11 protein-coding genes and 3 pseudogenes are annotated in these 16,570 nt (G+C 60.9%); 1 reads left to right on the top strand and 13 read right to left on the bottom strand.

The features are described from left to right. Window positions 1–59 precede the first annotated feature (59 nt). The 5 genes and pseudogenes from VI25_RS02715 to VI25_RS02695 all read right to left on the bottom strand — a co-directional run bounded on the left by VI25_RS02715 (window position 60) and on the right by VI25_RS02695 (window position 8,465). A pseudogene (locus tag VI25_RS02715) lies at window positions 60–1,437 on the bottom strand (ethanolamine ammonia-lyase subunit EutB). A gap of 79 nt (window positions 1,438–1,516) precedes the next feature. Beyond that, a complete protein-coding gene (gene eat / locus VI25_RS02710) occupies window positions 1,517–2,863 on the bottom strand; it encodes an ethanolamine permease (protein ID WP_045689492.1) in 1,347 nt (448 codons plus the stop codon). 74 nt (window positions 2,864–2,937) lie between these two features. Then, the gene (locus tag VI25_RS02705; RefSeq protein WP_045689493.1) at window positions 2,938–4,725 is read right to left on the bottom strand and encodes a S41 family peptidase; all 1,788 of its coding nucleotides are present in this window, start codon (window positions 4,723–4,725) and stop codon (window positions 2,938–2,940) included. A 113-nt stretch (window positions 4,726–4,838) separates the two neighbouring features. Beyond that, entirely contained in the window at window positions 4,839–7,268 is a 2,430-nt protein-coding gene (locus tag VI25_RS02700) for a glycoside hydrolase family 2 TIM barrel-domain containing protein (RefSeq protein ID WP_045689494.1), read from the bottom strand. Between the two features lie 72 nt (window positions 7,269–7,340). Continuing rightward, window positions 7,341–8,465 (bottom strand): VWA domain-containing protein, encoded by a 1,125-nt coding sequence (locus VI25_RS02695; RefSeq protein ID WP_045689495.1) that lies wholly within the window; start codon window positions 8,463–8,465, stop codon window positions 7,341–7,343. A gap of 242 nt (window positions 8,466–8,707) precedes the next feature. On the opposite strand from VI25_RS02695, the gene VI25_RS02690 reads away from it, so the two are divergent. Next, window positions 8,708–11,146, top strand: coding sequence for a zinc-dependent metalloprotease (locus VI25_RS02690; protein ID WP_045689496.1), 2,439 nt, complete (start codon window positions 8,708–8,710; stop codon window positions 11,144–11,146). Between the two features lie 192 nt (window positions 11,147–11,338). Here VI25_RS02690 and VI25_RS02685 read toward each other — a convergent pair whose 3' ends face one another. From VI25_RS02685 to VI25_RS02660, 8 genes and pseudogenes are all read right to left on the bottom strand, one after another. Further along, entirely contained in the window at window positions 11,339–11,701 is a 363-nt protein-coding gene (locus tag VI25_RS02685; RefSeq protein WP_045689497.1) for an Imm51 family immunity protein, read from the bottom strand. A gap of 210 nt (window positions 11,702–11,911) precedes the next feature. After that, a complete protein-coding gene (locus VI25_RS02680; RefSeq protein WP_045689498.1) occupies window positions 11,912–12,451 on the bottom strand; it encodes a peptide deformylase in 540 nt (179 codons plus the stop codon). 36 nt (window positions 12,452–12,487) lie between these two features. Further along, on the bottom strand, window positions 12,488–13,918 hold the full coding sequence (locus VI25_RS02675; RefSeq protein WP_045689499.1) for an amidohydrolase family protein: 1,431 nt from the start codon (window positions 13,916–13,918) through the stop codon (window positions 12,488–12,490). Between the two features lie 135 nt (window positions 13,919–14,053). Further along, window positions 14,054–14,263, bottom strand: a complete 210-nt coding sequence (locus VI25_RS28235) for a hypothetical protein (RefSeq protein ID WP_316934245.1) — start codon at window positions 14,261–14,263, stop codon at window positions 14,054–14,056. Continuing rightward, window positions 14,260–14,445: a hypothetical protein gene (locus tag VI25_RS28230; RefSeq protein WP_316934244.1), complete on the bottom strand. Its 186-nt coding sequence runs from the start codon at window positions 14,443–14,445 to the stop codon at window positions 14,260–14,262. Before VI25_RS28230 ends, VI25_RS28235 begins: the two co-directional genes overlap by 4 nt. 11 nt (window positions 14,446–14,456) lie before the next feature. Next, a complete protein-coding gene (locus VI25_RS02670; RefSeq protein ID WP_316934243.1) occupies window positions 14,457–15,242 on the bottom strand; it encodes an NRAMP family divalent metal transporter in 786 nt (261 codons plus the stop codon). Beyond that, window positions 15,239–15,981 (bottom strand): annotated as a pseudogene (locus tag VI25_RS02665) (LamB/YcsF family protein). The gene VI25_RS02670 and the pseudogene VI25_RS02665 overlap by 4 nt, the downstream one beginning before the upstream one ends. Before the next feature lie 32 nt (window positions 15,982–16,013). Continuing rightward, window positions 16,014–16,570: pseudogene (locus VI25_RS02660) on the bottom strand (KipI antagonist); the annotation flags it as partial.

Genomic DNA, 16,570 nt, shown 5'->3' with positions numbered 1-16,570 from the left:
GGTTAGGCCTTCTTGTGCTGTGCAAGTGGTTTTCTTACAGGGGCGTGCAGGGCGTTAGGTTAGCCGCTTACCTGGGTTAGCAACCGATGCTTTTCCGGCGCGGGTAATAGCTGACCGCCTTCGTTGAAGATACCCTGCTGCTGTAGCCAAGCCTCAAACTCTGGGGCGGGGCGCAGGCCAAGGGTGTGGCGCAGGTAGAGGGCATCGTGAAAGGAAGTAGACTGGTAGCCCAGCATGATGTCGTCGGCGCCGGGGATGCCCATGATGAACGTGCAGCCCGCCACGCCCAGCATTGTCAGCAGGGTATCCATGTCGTCTTGGTCGGCTTCGGCGTGGTTGGTGTAGCATACGTCTACGCCCATGGGTAGCCCCAGGAGCTTGCCGCAGAAGTGGTCTTCCAGCCCCGCCCGAACGATTTGCTTGCCGTCGTAGAGGTACTCCGGGCCGATGAAACCCACCACCGAATTGACCAGCAGGGGCTTGAAATGGCGGGCTACGGCGTAGGCGCGGGCCTCGCAGGTTTGCTGATCGAGCCGTGGTGAGCCCCGGCCGAAAGGGCGCTGCCCTGGCCCGTTTCAAAGTACATAACGTTCTGGCCCAGGGTGCCGCGGTGCAGGCTCAGGGCCGCCTCATAGGCTTCCTGCAGAAGCCCTAGGTGCACGCCGAAGCTGGCGTTGGTAGCTCCGTACCGCCAATGGACTGAAAGGCGAGGTCAACGGGGGCACCCTGCTCAATAAGTTGTAGGGTGGTGGTGACGTGGCTAAGCACGCAGGTTTGGGTAGGAATCTGGTACTGCTCCCGCACGGCGTCGAGCATCTCAAGCAGGTTGCGTACTACCCGTGGGTTGTCGGTGGCGGGGTTGATGCCCAGCACGGCGTCGCCGCTGCCGTAGAGCAGGCCATCTACTAAGCTGGCCGCAATGCCGCGGGCGTCGTCGGTGGGGTGGTTGGGCTGGAGGCGGGTAGCTAGGTGCCCACGCAGCCCTAAGGTGTTGCGGAACTGCGTCACTACCTCGCACTTGCGGGCCAGGGCAATCAGGTCTTGGTTGCGCAGGAGCTTGCTCACGGCCGCTACCATTTCAGGCGTTAGCCCGGGGGCCAGGCCTTGTAAAACGGCGGTGTCGGTAGCTTCGGCCAGCAGCCAGTCGCGTAGCTGCCCCACCGTGAAGTGGCTGATGGGGGCAAAAGCTGCGGCATCGTGGGTATCCATAATAAGGCGGGTGACTTCGTCCTGCTCGTAGGGAATGAGGGCTTCGTGGAGGAAGTTGCGCAGGGGCACGTCGGCCAGTGTGAGCTGGGCAGCCACGCGCTCCTCGTAAGTTTCGGCGGCTAGGCCCGCTAGTACGTCTCCTGAGCGCAGAGGGGAGGCTTTTGCCAGCAGCGTTTTCAGGTCAGGAAACTCGTATACCCGCTGGCGAATGGTGTGGCGGTAGGACATAGCGAAACAAAGCAGAAATAGAACCTGAGACGATAAAAAGCACTCTAAGCCAGTGCAACCAAACCGAGGTAGCAGGCAGCTATAGCAAATCGGTGGGGGTAAGCAGGGTATCTTCTGCTACCGGCTGCCGGTGGCGCCCCAACAGCAAGAATACGCCCAGCACCCCACCCAACCCGGCAAAAAACAGCACACTCAGCCACCAGTTGTAGTACACTATGGCGCCCAGGCTCAGCAGCGTGAGGGCTAGGGCGAGCAGTGGTACGTAGGGGTAGAAGGGCGCGGTGAAGGGGCGCTCCAGCCGAGGCTCCTTGCGGCGCAGCGCAAACAGGCTCAGCAAGCTCATGCCATACATCACCACGGCGCCCAGCACCGAAAGAATAATAACCTGCGCCGTGGTACCCGTGAGCAGGGCCCCCGCGCCTATCAGGCCCCCCGCCGCCAAGGCCCAGTGGGGCGTGCGAAACCGCGGGTTCACCTGGGCCAGAAAGCCCGGCAGGTAGCCACTGCGGGCCAGCGCAAATACCTGCCGCGAGTAGCCGATGATGGTGCCATGAAAGGAAGCAACTAACCCAAATAGGCCGATGCTGGCAAAAAACTGCGTCCAGCGGCTCTGCCGGCCTAGTACTACCCCCAGGGCCTCGGGCAAGGGATAGTCAATGGTGCTGAGGCGGCGCCAGTCCGTGACGCCTGCGGTGAGTATCATTACCCCCAGCGCCAGCACCACCAGCGTACCCAAGCCGTAGAGGTAGCCCTTAGGAATGGTGCGCCGCGGGTCTTGCACTTCTTCGGCTACCATGGCTACGCCTTCAATGGCCAGGTAGAACCAGATGGCAAAGGGCAAGGCCGCGAAGATGCCCGCCGCGCCCAGCGGCACTGGATGACTCAGGAAGTTGCTGGTCTTGAAGTGCGGTGCTACCAGTCCCATGTACACAACCAGTTCCGCTACGGCCAGCAGCGTAACCACCAGGGAAAACCGCGCCGACTCTTTGATGCCTAGCAGGTTGATGCCAATAAATACTACGTAGCAGCCCAGGGCGGTGGCTAGCACCGGCACCTGCGGATGCAAAAAGTGCCCGTAGCTTCCCAAGGCCAGGGCAATGGCCGGGGGCGCAAACAGAAATTCTACCAGTGTAGCGTACCCCGTCACCAGCCCGCCTAGGGGCCCAAAGGCGCGGTAGGAGTAAGCAAACGGGCCGCCCGCGTGCGGAATAGCCGTTGTAAGCTCGGTGAAGCTGAAGATGAACGTGACGTAGAGTACCGTAATCAGCAGGGTAGCTAGCAGAAAGCCCACGGGGCCGGCCACCGCCCAGCCGTAGTTCCACCCAAAGTACTCGCCTGAAATAACGAGCCCCACGGCAATGGCCCACAGATGCAGGGGGCGCAGCACTTTCTTTAGGGCTGGCGTGGCAGTAGCAGGAGGTGTCATAGGAGGCAACGCATAAGGAGGTCTGGTTGCCTAATGTAACTGATAAACGCTGAAGCAGAAGGCGGAAGCCTTGCTCAGCGGGCGTGTTGCCGAAGCCACGTTAGCGCCAGCAGCAGTTCGGCATCCTGCTCCTGAGTAAGCTGGGCCAGGGTAGGCGTCGCCCAAAGGTCGGGGGCAAGGCCGCTACCTTGGTAGGCGTCGCCCCGGGGGATTAGTTGCCGGCCCGTCCAGCTTAAGTGGTAGCTGCGCCCCACGGAAGCCATGTTCATTTCGCCGTTGGTACCGCCCGTCCGCTGCCCTACCAGCAGCCCCAGCCGATGGCGGCGCACGAGTTCCGCTAGGGTTTCGCCATAGCTGTAGGTATCGGGTCCTACCAAAAAGATTGTCGGGGCCTGCAAATAAGGCTGTTGGGCCGGAATAGGGCGCCCCGTAGCACCCTGAAGAAACGCCTGCTGAAAGTTTGGCTGCCGCAACCGGGGCGTAGCTGTGCTGTCAGGTCGCAGGGCAGTAGCGGAAAAGTGGGGCAGTATCCGCAGCATGTCGTACGTAGGGCGCTGGCGCATATCTACCACCACGCCGCGGGCCTTTTGTAATCGGGACATAGCCTGCTGGAAATCCGAGTAGCGCAGGCGTGCCGCATCCAAATAGTACAGGCCGGGCTCTACCTCACGCACAGCGGGCAGTTGATGATACAGGCTGCCGCGCACCTCGCGGAATGCTACAACCTGCTGCCAGACTGGCCCTTCCGTAGCTCGTACTGTGAACAGGCTCGTGGGAGCCCTAGCGGCTAGGTGGCCTACTAGAGCCTCAGCCGCCAGGTGCCGCGCTACCGCCCCCGAAGTAGCCGGAATAGTACTGGCGAGCTGGTGAATCAGTTGGCGTACCGGCTGGCCGTCTACGTGCGTAACAATAGTGCCCGGCGCCAACAAAGGCCGCAACGCAGCGGGCGACTGGCGCACGACGACCAGGCTATCAACCAGGGTGAAGCGCAGGGCCCAGGGCGGCGGCACAATGGAAAGGCCGGTGCGGGTTTTGGGGCTAATGCGCACGTGGCGGTCGGGAAGGCGGGCCAACAGCTGGCGGCAGGTCCGGAGCAAGTCGGCTTGGGTGCGGGCCCGGGCGGCTTGGTGCAGGGCGGCAGGTAGGGCATGGGCCGACCATCGGGCGCTGTCTAGCAGGGCGCGGTAGGGGTAAAAATGCTGGATGATGTTCCACGTGAGCATGATGGTGGCCAGGCGCTGGGCCATATGCTCGGGTTCCAGCCGGCGCACCCGGGACCCCGAGCGCCAGGGCAGACGCTGGCGGTGCTGAGCTGCCGAAAGCACCAAGGGAAAGCACAAGCTAATGGAATCCGTAAGCATAGCGCTGTACTGGCGCACAGACCCGGGGTAGCGCTGCTCGGCCGCCGCCGCCGATACCTGGGGCATGCTGCTAGCATACGGCAGCCCCGCTAACCGAAACATAACGCGCACGATGGGCAGGCCGGCTTTGTCGAGCCCCAGGCCCTGGTGCTCCCAATGGTAGTAAGAACCCGCCACGAGGGGTTGAGCCACAACCGGCACTGGCCGTGCATTGGCTACTAGGCGCGTTTCGGGCGCTACTAGCCGCAACGCACTATCAAGAGTAGCGGCCAGGGCCGCATCGGTGCGGGCGCGGCGCACTACGGGAATACTGCGCACCAGCATGGTCTCCCAGCTCAGGCGTGCCGTATGACGATTGGGATAGAAGTACTTCACGGCGCCAGCTGCCTGGGCAAGAGCCGTAAGGTTGTGGGCTTCCCGCGGGGTTAGCGAATCAGGAGTAGCAGTGCTTGGTGCGGGAACCAGTCCACTGCACAGCAGCCAAAAATAGATAGTATGCATAGAGTAGTAGCAAGAGCCCGTAACGCACCGGGCTCGTTGCATGCGGCTACTCCAATCTTGCTACTATGGAGAAGTAGTAATCTGATTGGCAATTTGAAATGCTTAAAACCGTCCTAGCGCGATTCTAGTGCTATGGAGGCGGCGGGCAACGCTTGGCCCTGGGCTCGAAGAGTAATGGTGCCGGGCTGCCGAGTTGCTTTTACTACCACCAATGCCCGCCCCTGCCAGGTAGTGCGCTGGGGACTTTGGTAGCTTTCGGTGCTGGTTGGGTTGGCATTGCCAACACCGACTATTACGCCGGGGCCCGTGACCTCAAACGTGAGCGGGAACTGTGCTTTTGGATGGCGAGTGCCTTGCTCATCAACAAGTTCAACAGTAATGTAGCTGAGGTCCTGCCCATCGGCACGCAACTCGGTACGGTCGGCTTTGAGGGCGAGGCGAGTTGGTGGGGTAGCCGTGCGCAAGGTGGCGCTGCCTACCGACTGCCCGCCAGTGTGGCCAATGGCCTTGAGTTCACCCGCCTGATAGGGTACCGACCAGGTCGCCGTGTAATGGGTAGACCGATTGGTGGGCTTGATGCCCAGGCTCTGGTTATTAAGCACTAGCTCTACTTGCTCGCAAGACGAGTACACTTCCACAGTTAGGGGTTTGCCTTCCTGCCCGGGCCAGGTCCAGTCGGCTAGCACATCGTGCCATTCCCACTTGCTCCACTCTTCTTTCTTAGGGTTGGTAGGAAAGGAAAGCGTAGGGGCCTGCACAAACAAGGAAACCTGATTTTCCTTCCACAGCGCATCCCGGTAGTACGACTGGGGCCGTTTCCAGCCGCAAATGTCTATGTCCCCGCAAAAAGCAAGATTCCAGGGGTAAAACTCGGGCTTTTGCATGTAGCCCAGCCACCCAATGCTGGCCTCCCCAATATAGTCAACCGCTGTCCACACGAAGTCGCCCACTACGTACGGCTTGTCTCTGACGGCCATCCAGCTGCCGAAGGCTTCCAGCGGGTACGACTCCGACCCGTACATGATACGCTTGGGCAAGCGGGCATGGTCCTGCCCGTAAATGTCGGCCTGGTGATGGTCGCCGGCCGTGGCGTAGTTGTAGCCCGCCACATCCAGCACGGCAAAGTAGGGGTCCTTATCGGGGCCGAGGCCATTGACGGCGGCCGTAATGGGCCGGGTGGCGTCGAGCTTGCGCACGTAGGAAGCCAGCTCCTTAGCCGTTGCTACTCCCTCCGGCTTGCCGCGCTCCGGAATTTCATTGCCCAGGCTCCACAAAATAATGGAAGGGTGGTTTCGGTCGCGCAGGACCATGCTGGCCACATCCCGCTGCCACCAGGCAGCAAAGTAACGGTGGTAGTCCTCGGGGTTTTTGGCTTCCCGCCACATGTCGAAGGCCTCGTCAATGACGAGCATCCCCAGCCGGTCGCAGGCATCCAGCAGAGCCGGGGATGGCGGATTGTGCGAGCAGCGGATAGCATTGTAGCCACTGGCCTTCAGAAGTTCGATTTTACGCTCCTCCGCCCGGTCGTATGCTTTCGCTCCGAGGGGTCCATTATCGTGGTGAATGCAGCCTCCTTTGAGTTTGAGCGCCTGGCCGTTCAGGCGCAAACCCTGTTGGGGGTCGAACGAAACCGTGCGGATGCCGAAGGACGTTTCTACCTGGTCTAGGAGCTGCGGGCCCCGAAACACCTGCGTGCGGGCAGTATAGAGCACGGGCGTATCTACCGACCATAAAGCCGGCGACGGCACGCTGAGGGTTTGCTGAACACGGGCGTTGCTGCCAGCCGTTAGCGTTTGCTTTGTTTCGAGGCGCGCTACTTGTTGGCCCGCCGGGCTGCGCAGGGACGTAACCACAGTGAGGGTAGCCGGCTGGGTTGCCTCGTTGCGCACCTGCGTTTCGGCCTTCACCTGGGCCGTGGCCGCCGTAACCGTGGGCGTGGTAAGGTAGGTGCCCCACGGTTCGATGTGTACGGGCGCCAGCACCCGGAGCCACACGTGCCGGTAGATGCCCGAGCCAGAGTACCAGCGGCTGTTTTGCCCTTCGTTGCGGACCTGCACAGCCAGCACGTTGTTGGCCCCGAACTGCACTTTGTCGGTAACATCGTACCAGAAGCTGGTGTAGCCATAGGGGTGGGCGCCCAGGCGCTGCCCGTTGAGCCACACCTCCGCGTTCATGTACACCCCGTCGAACTGAAGCTGAATGCGCTGCCCGCGCTGAGACTCGGGAACTACAAACGTTTTGCGGTACCAGCCCGTGCCGCCCGTAGTGAAGCCTCCGCTAACTTGGCTGATGGCCTTGGCGCTGAACGGTGAGTTAGTGCCCGGCACGTCTTCACTGCTCCAATCGTGGGGGAGGTCGATGGCGCGCCAGCTGGCGTCGCGGTAGTTAGGAGCCTCGGCACCCTGGGCAGCACCCCGGTAAAAGCGCCATCCGAAATCAAACAGCGTAGTCACGCGCGATGCAGTTGGCGGTTGATTATCAGACTTCAACAACAAGGCATTAACCGTCAGGAGCAGAAAAACAAGACTCAGGATGCGTGTCATAGGCAACTGCTACGGTTCTTTCTAAGCTAGGTGGTTTCGGGCAAGAGCGGGGCGGCAGCCAGACGTGCGGGGCTATACCTGGAGCTTCTGCCCTTGAATGGCGGCGGCCATCAACGCCGGAAACTGGCCCGGCGTGCAGGCAAAGCTGGGAATACCTAGGGCGGCCAACTGTTCAGCCATGCGTCGGTCGAAGCTGGGGGCCCCGTCGTCGGAGAGGGCCAGCAGGGCCACCATGCTCACCCCAGCCGCTTTTAGGGTAGCGGCCCGTTTGAGCATCTCCCGCTCGTTGCCACCTTCGTACAAGTCACTTATAAGCACCAGGATGGTATCGGTGGGGCGCGTAATAAGTTGCTGGCAGTAGGTGAGGGCCAGGTTGATGTCGGTGCCCCCGCCAAGCTGCACTCCAAATAGCAGATCCACCGGGTCTTGGAGGTTCTCGCTCAGGTTTACCACGGCCGTATCAAAGACTACCATGTGCGTTTTCACGGCCTTGATGGACGCCAGCACGGCCCCAAATACGCCCGCGTAAACCACCGACGACGCCATGGAGCCGCTCTGGTCCACGCACAGCACAATCTCCTTGAGTGCCTGCCCGCGCCGCCCGTAGCCAATAAGCTTTTCCGGTACTACCGTTTTGTAGGCTGGCTGATAGTGCTTTAGGTTAGCCCGGATGGTAGCGGCCCAGTTGATTTCGGCGTAGCGGGGGCGGGGGTTGCGCACGGCCCGGCTTAGGGCCCCCTGCACGGCCTGGCGCAACGGGTTGGCCAGCTTCTGTTCCAACTCGCGCACCACTTTTAGTACTACCTCGCGGGCCGTGTGCTTGATCTTCTGCGGCATCACCCGGCTCAAGGACAGGAGGGTGCCTACCAAATGCACATCGGCCTGCACGGTGCGCAGAATTTCGGGTTCCAGCAGCAGCTGGTGCAGACCCAGGCGGTCCATGGCATCCTGCTGCATCACGGCCACCACCGACGATGGGAAGTACGTGCGGATGTCGCCCAGCCAGCAGCTAACCTTAGGCGCGGAGCCGCCCAGGCCCGCCCGCCGCTCCCCGTCATTATCGTAGAGCTGGGTCAGTACCTCATCCATCTGCCCGTAGTCTGGCGACAGAGGAATTTCATTGGCCGCATCGGCGGGCGAGCCGAGCACTAATTTCCAGCGGGCAGCAGAGGAGGAAGACACAGGAAGTAAGGACATAAGAAGGGGAGGAGCATCCAAGTAACAGCATATTCCGCAAATGCTCGCAGTTCAGCGCCAGAAGCTAGAAAACTAGCTCTCTTACTCAGTTACCCGTGCTCACTTGCGTGGGGTTACCTGAGTAGGGGTGCCACTCGGTCAGCAGTGCGCTTTGCGAGCGTCCTGCGGAAAACTTTCCGCGTCTTTATGGTGCATAACGCGCTACCCTTTCTACCTTAAGCCGACCTCAACCTTTCCACTGCATGAAGAAAATTTACTGTTTACTAGTTGGCTCTCTGCTGCTCAGTTCCCATCTAACCTCGGCCCAAACCCTGGCTGAGAAAACTAAAGGCTTGCAGAAGTTTGCCGGCTTCTTCCCCTTTTACTGGGACGAGAAGGGTGGTCGTATTCTGCTGGAAATTGACAAGCTCGATCAGGAGATTCTCTACGTCAGTACGTTGCCCAATGGGGTGGGCTCCAATGATCTGGGCCTGGACCGCGGCCAGATTGGGCAGACGCGCATTGTGAAGTTTGTGAAAAGCGGCCCCAAAATTCTGCTGCTCCAACCCAACTACGACTTCCGCGCCGTGAGCCAGAATGCCGACGAGCGAAAGTCCGTGGAGCAAGCGTTTGCGCAGTCGGTTATCTGGGGGTTTAAGGCCGAAGCCCAGGAAGGCAACAAGGTACTAGTGGACCTGACGCCGTTTTTGCTGCGCGACTCCCACCAGATAGGCGACAAGCTGGAGGAACTGAAACAAGGGGCCTATAAGGCGGAGGAAACCCGCTCGGCCGTGTTTCTGCCCAACACCAAGTCGTTTCCGCAGAACTCCGAGTTTGAGGCCGTTATTACCCTCACTGGCAAGGCCAAGGGCCGTGAAATCCAGTCGGTGACGCCCGACCCCAACGCCGTGACGGTGCACATGCACCACTCCTTCATTCAGCTCCCCGATGCCCAGTACCAGCCCCGCGCCTTCGACCCGCGGGCCGGCTACTTCGCCAACGAGTACATGGACTACGCCACGCCCATCGACCAGCCCATTATGCAGCGGCAACTCGTGCGGCACCGGCTCCAGAAAAAAGACCCCACGGCTGCCGTCAGTGAAGCCGTGGAGCCCATTGTGTACTACCTCGACCGGGGCGCCCCCGAACCCGTGCGCTCGGCGCTCATGGAAGGTGCTGCGTGGTGGAACCAGGCGTTTGAAGCGGCGGGCTACAAGAATGCTTTTCAGGTGAAACTCCTGCCCGAGGACGCTGACCCCATGGACATTCGTTACAACCTGATTCAGTGGGTGCACCGCTCTACTCGGGGCTGGTCCTACGGCGCCAGCATTGTAGACCCCCGCACCGGCGAGATCATAAAGGGGCAGGTGTCGCTGGGCTCGTTGCGGGTGCGCCAAGATTTCCTGATTGCCGAGGGCCTGTTGCAACCCTACGAGGACGGCAAGCCTACCAGCCCGGAAATGCTGAAAATGGGCGTGGCCCGCCTGCGCCAGCTGGCCGCCCATGAGGTGGGCCACACCCTGGGCTTGTACCACAACTATTCGGCTAGCACCAAGGAACGGTCGTCGGTGATGGACTACCCCATGCCCCGCATCACCATGCGCCCCGATGGCAGCATTGATCTGAGCGAAGCCTACGGGGTAGGAATTGGTAGCTGGGACAAGCGCGCCATCCTCTACGGCTACCAGGATTTCGGTCCGAAAGCCGACGAGAAAGCGGGCCTGCAAGCCATTATGCGGCAGACCCTGGCCGATGGCTACGTGTTCATCTCCGATGCTGACGCCCGCGCCGCCGGTGGGGCCCACCCCACGGCCCACCTCTGGGATGATGGCCCCAACGCGGCTGATGAGCTAAACCGCCTCCTGGACATCCGGCAGAAGCTGCTGGCCCGCTTCTCCGAAAAAGCCTTGGCACCCGGCCAACCCATGGCCATGCTGGAAGAGGTGCTGGTGCCCATGTACCTACTGCAGCGCTATCAGGTAGAAGCCGCTTCTAAGGAAATCGGGGGGCTGTATTATACCTACGCCGTGAAAGGCGACGGCCAAACCATCACCAAGTTTGTGGAGCCCGCCGAGCAGTGGAAGGCATTTGATGCTCTGATGCGCACCATTTCGCCTCGGGAACTGGCCCTCTCCGAAGAGCTACTAGCGAAAATTCCGCCCCGCCCCGTGAACTACGGCCGCTCCCGCGAAACCTTCCCCAGCCGCACCGGCCTCACCTTCGACCCCACCAGTGCGGCCGAATCGGCGGCGGCTACTACCCTGGAGTTCCTGCTGAACCCCCAGCGCGCCGCCCGTCTGGAAGAGTACCACGCTCGCCATCAAGACCAACCGGGCTTGGCCGCCGTGCTGGATAAACTCCTGGCCACTACCTGGCGCAGTAAGCCCGAAACCGGCTACGCCGGCGAGTTGCAGCGCCTGGTTAATGCCCTCACTCTGCACAAGATGCTGGCCCTGGCCGCCGCCCCCCAGACTCCTGTGAACGTGAAAGCGCTAGCCGCGCTGAAGGTGGAGGAGCTGAAAAAGCAGCTTGAAAAAGAGCAAAAATCGGCCAAGGACGAAGGCCGCCGGGCTACTGCCTTCGCCGCCCTCCGCACTATCCGCCAGTTCGAAGAAGCCCCCGAGAAGTTCCAGCCCGCCCCCGCACTCCCCATGCCCGACGGCGCCCCGATTGGGATGATGGATGTAAGGAGTTTTAAGTAACACAAACAAAAAAGGGAGGCCCAGGCCTCCCTTTTGTTTGTGTTACTTACTAGCAGAATGATCATGTAGAGCTTGCTTGCGGAAGATATCTAGGTTACCTGCTCCATCAAACTCAAAATTAGCTCTTGCTTTTTTTCTTTCTAATTGACTGAAAACGCGATAGATAAAGAGGAGTTGTATGCGCATCTGCCTCTACTCAAAAAAGTCGCCGGGGTCGGCTTGACTGAGGTGCTTGCTCAGGCTGCCTAGGTCGCCGAAGAAGGGGTGAACAAGGTGCAGGAATTGCTGGGCACTGGCGCGACTATCGGTGTAGGCGCGGAAGATTTCACCTTCACCAGCCAGCTCGATATGGTCGAGCAGCTCTGGGGCGTGTTCCTCTACGATTGTTTCAATGTGCTCAGCCCAGGAGGCGCCACTGCCGCTGAAGCCGTACCGCTCAAACACCGTGTAGTAATCGTCCATATCAGACAGATCCACCACAATGCGGTACTGGCGTTCTGGGGTGGCCTGCTCTTGCAGGTCGTAAACAACGAAGGGGTAATATATATTGGCCATTAGCCCAAAGGTACAGGACGCAACTTGAAGCAGCTTGTACGCCCCAAACCGCACGTCATCCTGAGCTTGTAAACCTAAAGATGGTGGGGCTAAGGTCTTGTCACGTGAGCACGTAGCGCGCAGCCACTTGTTCAGCTTGGTAAGATCCTTTCTACGTCAAGATGACGTGTAGTAGGGCCTGGGACACCACAAATTCACCGCCTCACTATTTCACTTTTGCGCATACGGACTATCGTCGCGGTGCTGGCGCTCAAACTCCTCGCGGGAACAGAGCGACTTCACGTCTACCATGCGGTCAATGGACAAGATGCCGTCGAGGTGGTCAATTTCGTGCTGGAGCAGCTCGGCTAGGTCATCTTCGCGGCCGGCATGGGTTTCGTGCCACTGGCCTTGCTGGTCCTGATAGCGCACGGTTATCCACTCGTAGCGCTCTACCTGCATGAAAATGGAGAGAAAAGACAGGCAGGCGTCCCAGACCACCATCTTCTCAGGGCTATGGTTGATGATGGTGGGGTTGATAAGCGGCCACACCGGACGGCCCGGCAGGTGCAGCAGAATCACGCGCTGCAGCTCGCCAATCTGAGGCGCCGCAATAGCCCGGCCGTAGCCGGTAGTGGCGCGCCAATGGCCTACGGTATCCGTCAGGTCAGTTACAAGGGTAGCCACGGCTGGCGCGGTGGGGTCAGGTACGGGCTGGGCTATCTGGCGCAGTACGGGGTGGCCTAGCTGAAGAATTTCACGAATAGGCATGGCGTGAGATGTAGGATGAGTTTTGCCGCTCGAAAGTTAGTGCTTCACCGCCAGCAGCATCCGGCGTAAATCGGCGGCGGTGTAGACTTGGCCGTGGGCAATTACTGTGTTGATCTGGCGAAGGCTGCGGATGTTGGCCAGTGGGTTCTGTTCCAGCAAAACCAAATCCGCGTCGTTGCCCGCCCGGATGGTACCCGCATGCTGGTCCGCTTTGAGGAAGCGGGCACCGTTGATGGTAGCAGCTTGCAGGGCCTGCACTGGCGAGAGGCCCGCCTGTACCAGGAGTTCCAACTCGCCCAGTAGGGAGGTGCCGGGGTACACGTAGGAGTTCGATGCCCCACTGTCGGACCCCGCCAGCAACACGACGCCAGCTTGCTGCATGGCCGGTACCAGAGCGGTAAACTTCGCCCCGAGTTGCTTATTGAAGGCGCGGGTAGCGGCCGACTGCGCCCGGGCTCCGGCCAGGCGGCGGGCGTAGGTAGCCTGGATTTTAGGGTCGATGTACGCCAGCAGCGTGTCGCGGGAGTGGTCGGTTTCTGGCAGCTCCGCCAGTAGCTTCTGAATGTAGAGGGTGGGCACCACGGCCGTTTTGTTTTTCACCAGGGTGCGGTAGATGCGCGCCGCCGCGGCCGGGTCGTAGGTGCGGTATACGGTGGGCAGTACCGCAAACAGGCCGAGGGGCTTCGCCGTGCGTAGGCTGTTTTGTACGGCCTGCGTGATGCTGTCTTCCTTAGCTGAGCAGGCCTTGAATACGTAGTACAAGTGCTCGGTAGCGTCCAGGCCGCGGTCAGAGGCTTCGCCTAGCGTGGCCGAGTAGGGCATGTGCCCGGTGGTTGTGAGCCCGCGTTTTTCGGCCGCCGAAATGGTGTTCAGGAAAGCCTCGCGGGAAATGGTGCTCTCGTAGATCTTTACATAGTCTACCCGCAGGCGCTGCAAAGAATCCAGCGCCTGCTCTATCTGAGCCGGTGTTTCTACTTCTAGTGAGCCAGCCCAGAAGGCTTTCGGCCCGTCGATTTTGGGCCCTGAGGTGTAAATGGTAGGGCCTGCCAGCCGCCCGGCCCTGATTTGTTCGCGCCAGGCGAAGAGGGCTGGGGTCAGGTCGCCGCCCGCGTCGCGTACCGTGGTGATGCCATGGGCTAAGTAAAGCGGCAGCAAGTTGCGGTTGGCCGTAGTCAGCGAATCGCCGCCCCGAAAATGCACGTGCATGTCCCAAAGCCCGGGAATCAGGTACTTACCCTGGGCATCAATAGTGCGCGTAGCGGCCAACGTCCGGCTCGTATTTTCCAGCCGCCGAATTTGTCCCGCCGTAATTGCCAGCGTTTGGTTGGGGCGCACCTGTCCGGTTTCCACGTCTACTACGTTGGCATGCGTGATAACCAAGTCGTAGGGAGTTTGCGTCTGGTGGCTGGCGCAGCCCAGGGCTAGTAGGGGGCAGAAGCCGGTAAGTAGGCGGGAGAGAAGCTTCATACTACTTCGTAATGGTAAGGAAAAGAGGCTCGAAACGGTTGGGGCAGGTAGCAGCAAGTAGCCTTCAACCACGGTTGACGAACCTACTCCGCGCTTATTTGACGGGGCAGGTTGGTTTCTACTCTTCAGCCGCTCTTATCGAAACAGCGTGGCCAGTTGCTCCACTAGTACGCTGCCGCTCATATAGGTCATAATCAGGACTACTAGCACCCCGAAGGCAGCCAGCGTGAACGGGTGTCGGTAGGTACCTACCACGCTGGGACGGTAAGCGGCTATGAGTAGGGTGCCGAGGGTGATAGGCAGGATGAACCCGTTCAGCGCCCCGGCCCATACCAGCAGACTCACTGGCTTGCCGATGGTGATGAATACGAGGTAGATAAGACAATGAAGCCAATAATCCAGCCGTTTTCGTGAGCGGCTACCTTGGGCAGCATCGACTTAAGAAAGGAAATGGACGTGTAGGCCGAGCCAATGATGGACGTAATGGCCGCCGCAAACATCACCACCCCAAACAGCTTGTAGCCCACCTGGCCGGCCGCTAGCTCAAATACCGAGCCGTGGGGTTGCCAGCGTCGATAGCGGCGCCTTGGCTTACTACCCCCAGCGTGGCCAGAAAGAGAAGCATCCGAATCAGGGAAGCCACCGACACGCCCATAATGGCGCTTTGCGTAACCTGGGGCAGGGCCGCGGAGCCTTTCACGCCGGCGTCGAGTAGGCGGTGGCCGCCGGAAAACGTGATGTAGCCGCCCACCGTGCCGCCCACGAGCGTGATAATGGCCGTGAAGTCGACGGTGGTGGGGGCAATAGTGCGCAGGGCTGCTTCTGCCGCCGGCGGACTGGTAATAACGGCCACATAAATAATGGCGCCAATCATTACTAGGCCCATCAGCTGGGCAAAACGGTCCATGAGGGTTCCGGCCTCGCGTACCAGAAAGATGGCAATGGCCATTACCGCGGCCAGCCCAGCGCAGACCGTTACAGGCAGCCCCGTGAGTACCTCCAACCCCAGGCCGGCCCCGCCGACGTTACCAACGTTGAAGGCCAAGCCCCCCAGCACAATAAGGGTGGAGATGAAGCCGCCCAGGCCCGGCAACACGCGGTTGGCAATGTCTGGGGCCCGCATTTCAGATACGGCAATAACCCGCCAGATATTCAGCTGCACCCCGATATCCATTAGAATAGAGGTGAGAATGACGAAGCCGAAGCTAGCCCCCAAAGACTGGGTAAAAACGGTGGTTTGGGTTAGGAAACCAGGTCCCACGGCCGAGGTAGCCATCAGGAAGGCGGCGCCGAGTAGTACGCCCCAATTGCGCCCGGGCCTCACGCCGAAACAGGCTGATGGACCCGCACCATAATACCTTCCTGCTGCAGGGTGGCCCTAATTTGCTGAGCAAACTTCAGGGCGTGCGCGCCGTCGCCGTGAATGCACACGGTTTCGGCTTGTATGGTTACGTCCTCGCCGGATTGGGCGCGTACCCGTCCTTCCCGTACCATGCGCACACTTGGGCAATGGCCGCGGCGGGGTCGGTAAGGAGGGCATTGGGGTGGCGTCGGGGCGTGAGGGTGCCGTCGGCTTGGTACGTGCGGTCGGCAAAAACCTCCTGGGCGGTAGCGAGGCCCAGCTTCTGACCCGCACCAATGAGGGCGCTGCCGGCCAGTCCATAAAGGGCGGCCGTGGGCTGCACCCGGTACACGGCTTCGGCCAGGGCTTCCGCCAGCGCCGGGTTTACCGCCGCCATATTGTAGAGGGCGCCGTGGGGCTTTACGTGGTGTACGGTGCCACCTTCGGCGTGCGCAAAAGCGGCCAGGGCCCCCAGTTGGTACACCGTTATGTCGTACGCCTCTTCCGGAGAAATAGCCATGTCGCGGCGGCCGAAACCTACCAAATCGGGCAGGCCGGGGTGGGCCCCAATGGCTACGCCGTGGCGCAGGGCCAGGCGCACGGTGCGCTTCATCACGGCGGGGTCGCCGGCGTGGTAGCCACAGGCAATGTTGGCGGAGGTGACGAAGGGCAGAATGGCTTCGTCGTGGCCCAGGGAGTAGGCGCCGAAGCTTTCTCCCATGTCACAGTTCAGGTCAACGGCGTAGAGTTGGTTCATCGAGAGGAAAGCAGGGCGAGGCCCCGTTGGAGGTGCAGAAGGGTTTTTTCTTGGTGCAGATACCAGTAGTGAGCCTCGGCAAGGCTGACTTCCTGAAAGTGTAGGTGCCCGCCCGGCGGCACCTGGGCCAGCTTGCCAAAATCGGCGGTGATAACCTGCGCCAAGCGGGGGTAGCCCCCGGTGGTTTGGTGGTCGGCCAGCAGCACAATGGGGCTGCCCGCCGCCGGCACCTGCACCGTGCCGAAGGTAACGGCCGAGGAGAGAATTTCCAGGTCGGTATGGCGCCGTAGTGGTGGCCCCACCAGCCGGTAGCCCATCCGGTCGGATTGGGGCGTGACGGTGAATTCCGCGCGCCAGAAGGCGGCCTGACTCTCCGGGGTGAACTGCCCATATTCAGGGCCCCACACCGCCCGCACGGTAGGCGAGGCAGTAGGCGCCGGGGTCAGCTGAGGGTCTGGAAACCAAGAAGCGGCGGCCCAAGCGCGGCCCAACTGCCTACTAAGCAGCTGCTGGTGCACGCGCCGCCCCGCGGGCGTGGGCCCGGTGGCTGGCA

Origin of the sequence: Hymenobacter sp. AT01-02 (assembly GCF_000961955.2) — a bacterium.
Classification (GTDB): Bacteria; Bacteroidota; Bacteroidia; order Cytophagales; family Hymenobacteraceae; genus Hymenobacter; species Hymenobacter mucosus.
The sequence above is the reverse complement of the archived record's forward strand: the minus strand, read 5'-3'. Positions and strand labels throughout refer to the sequence as shown.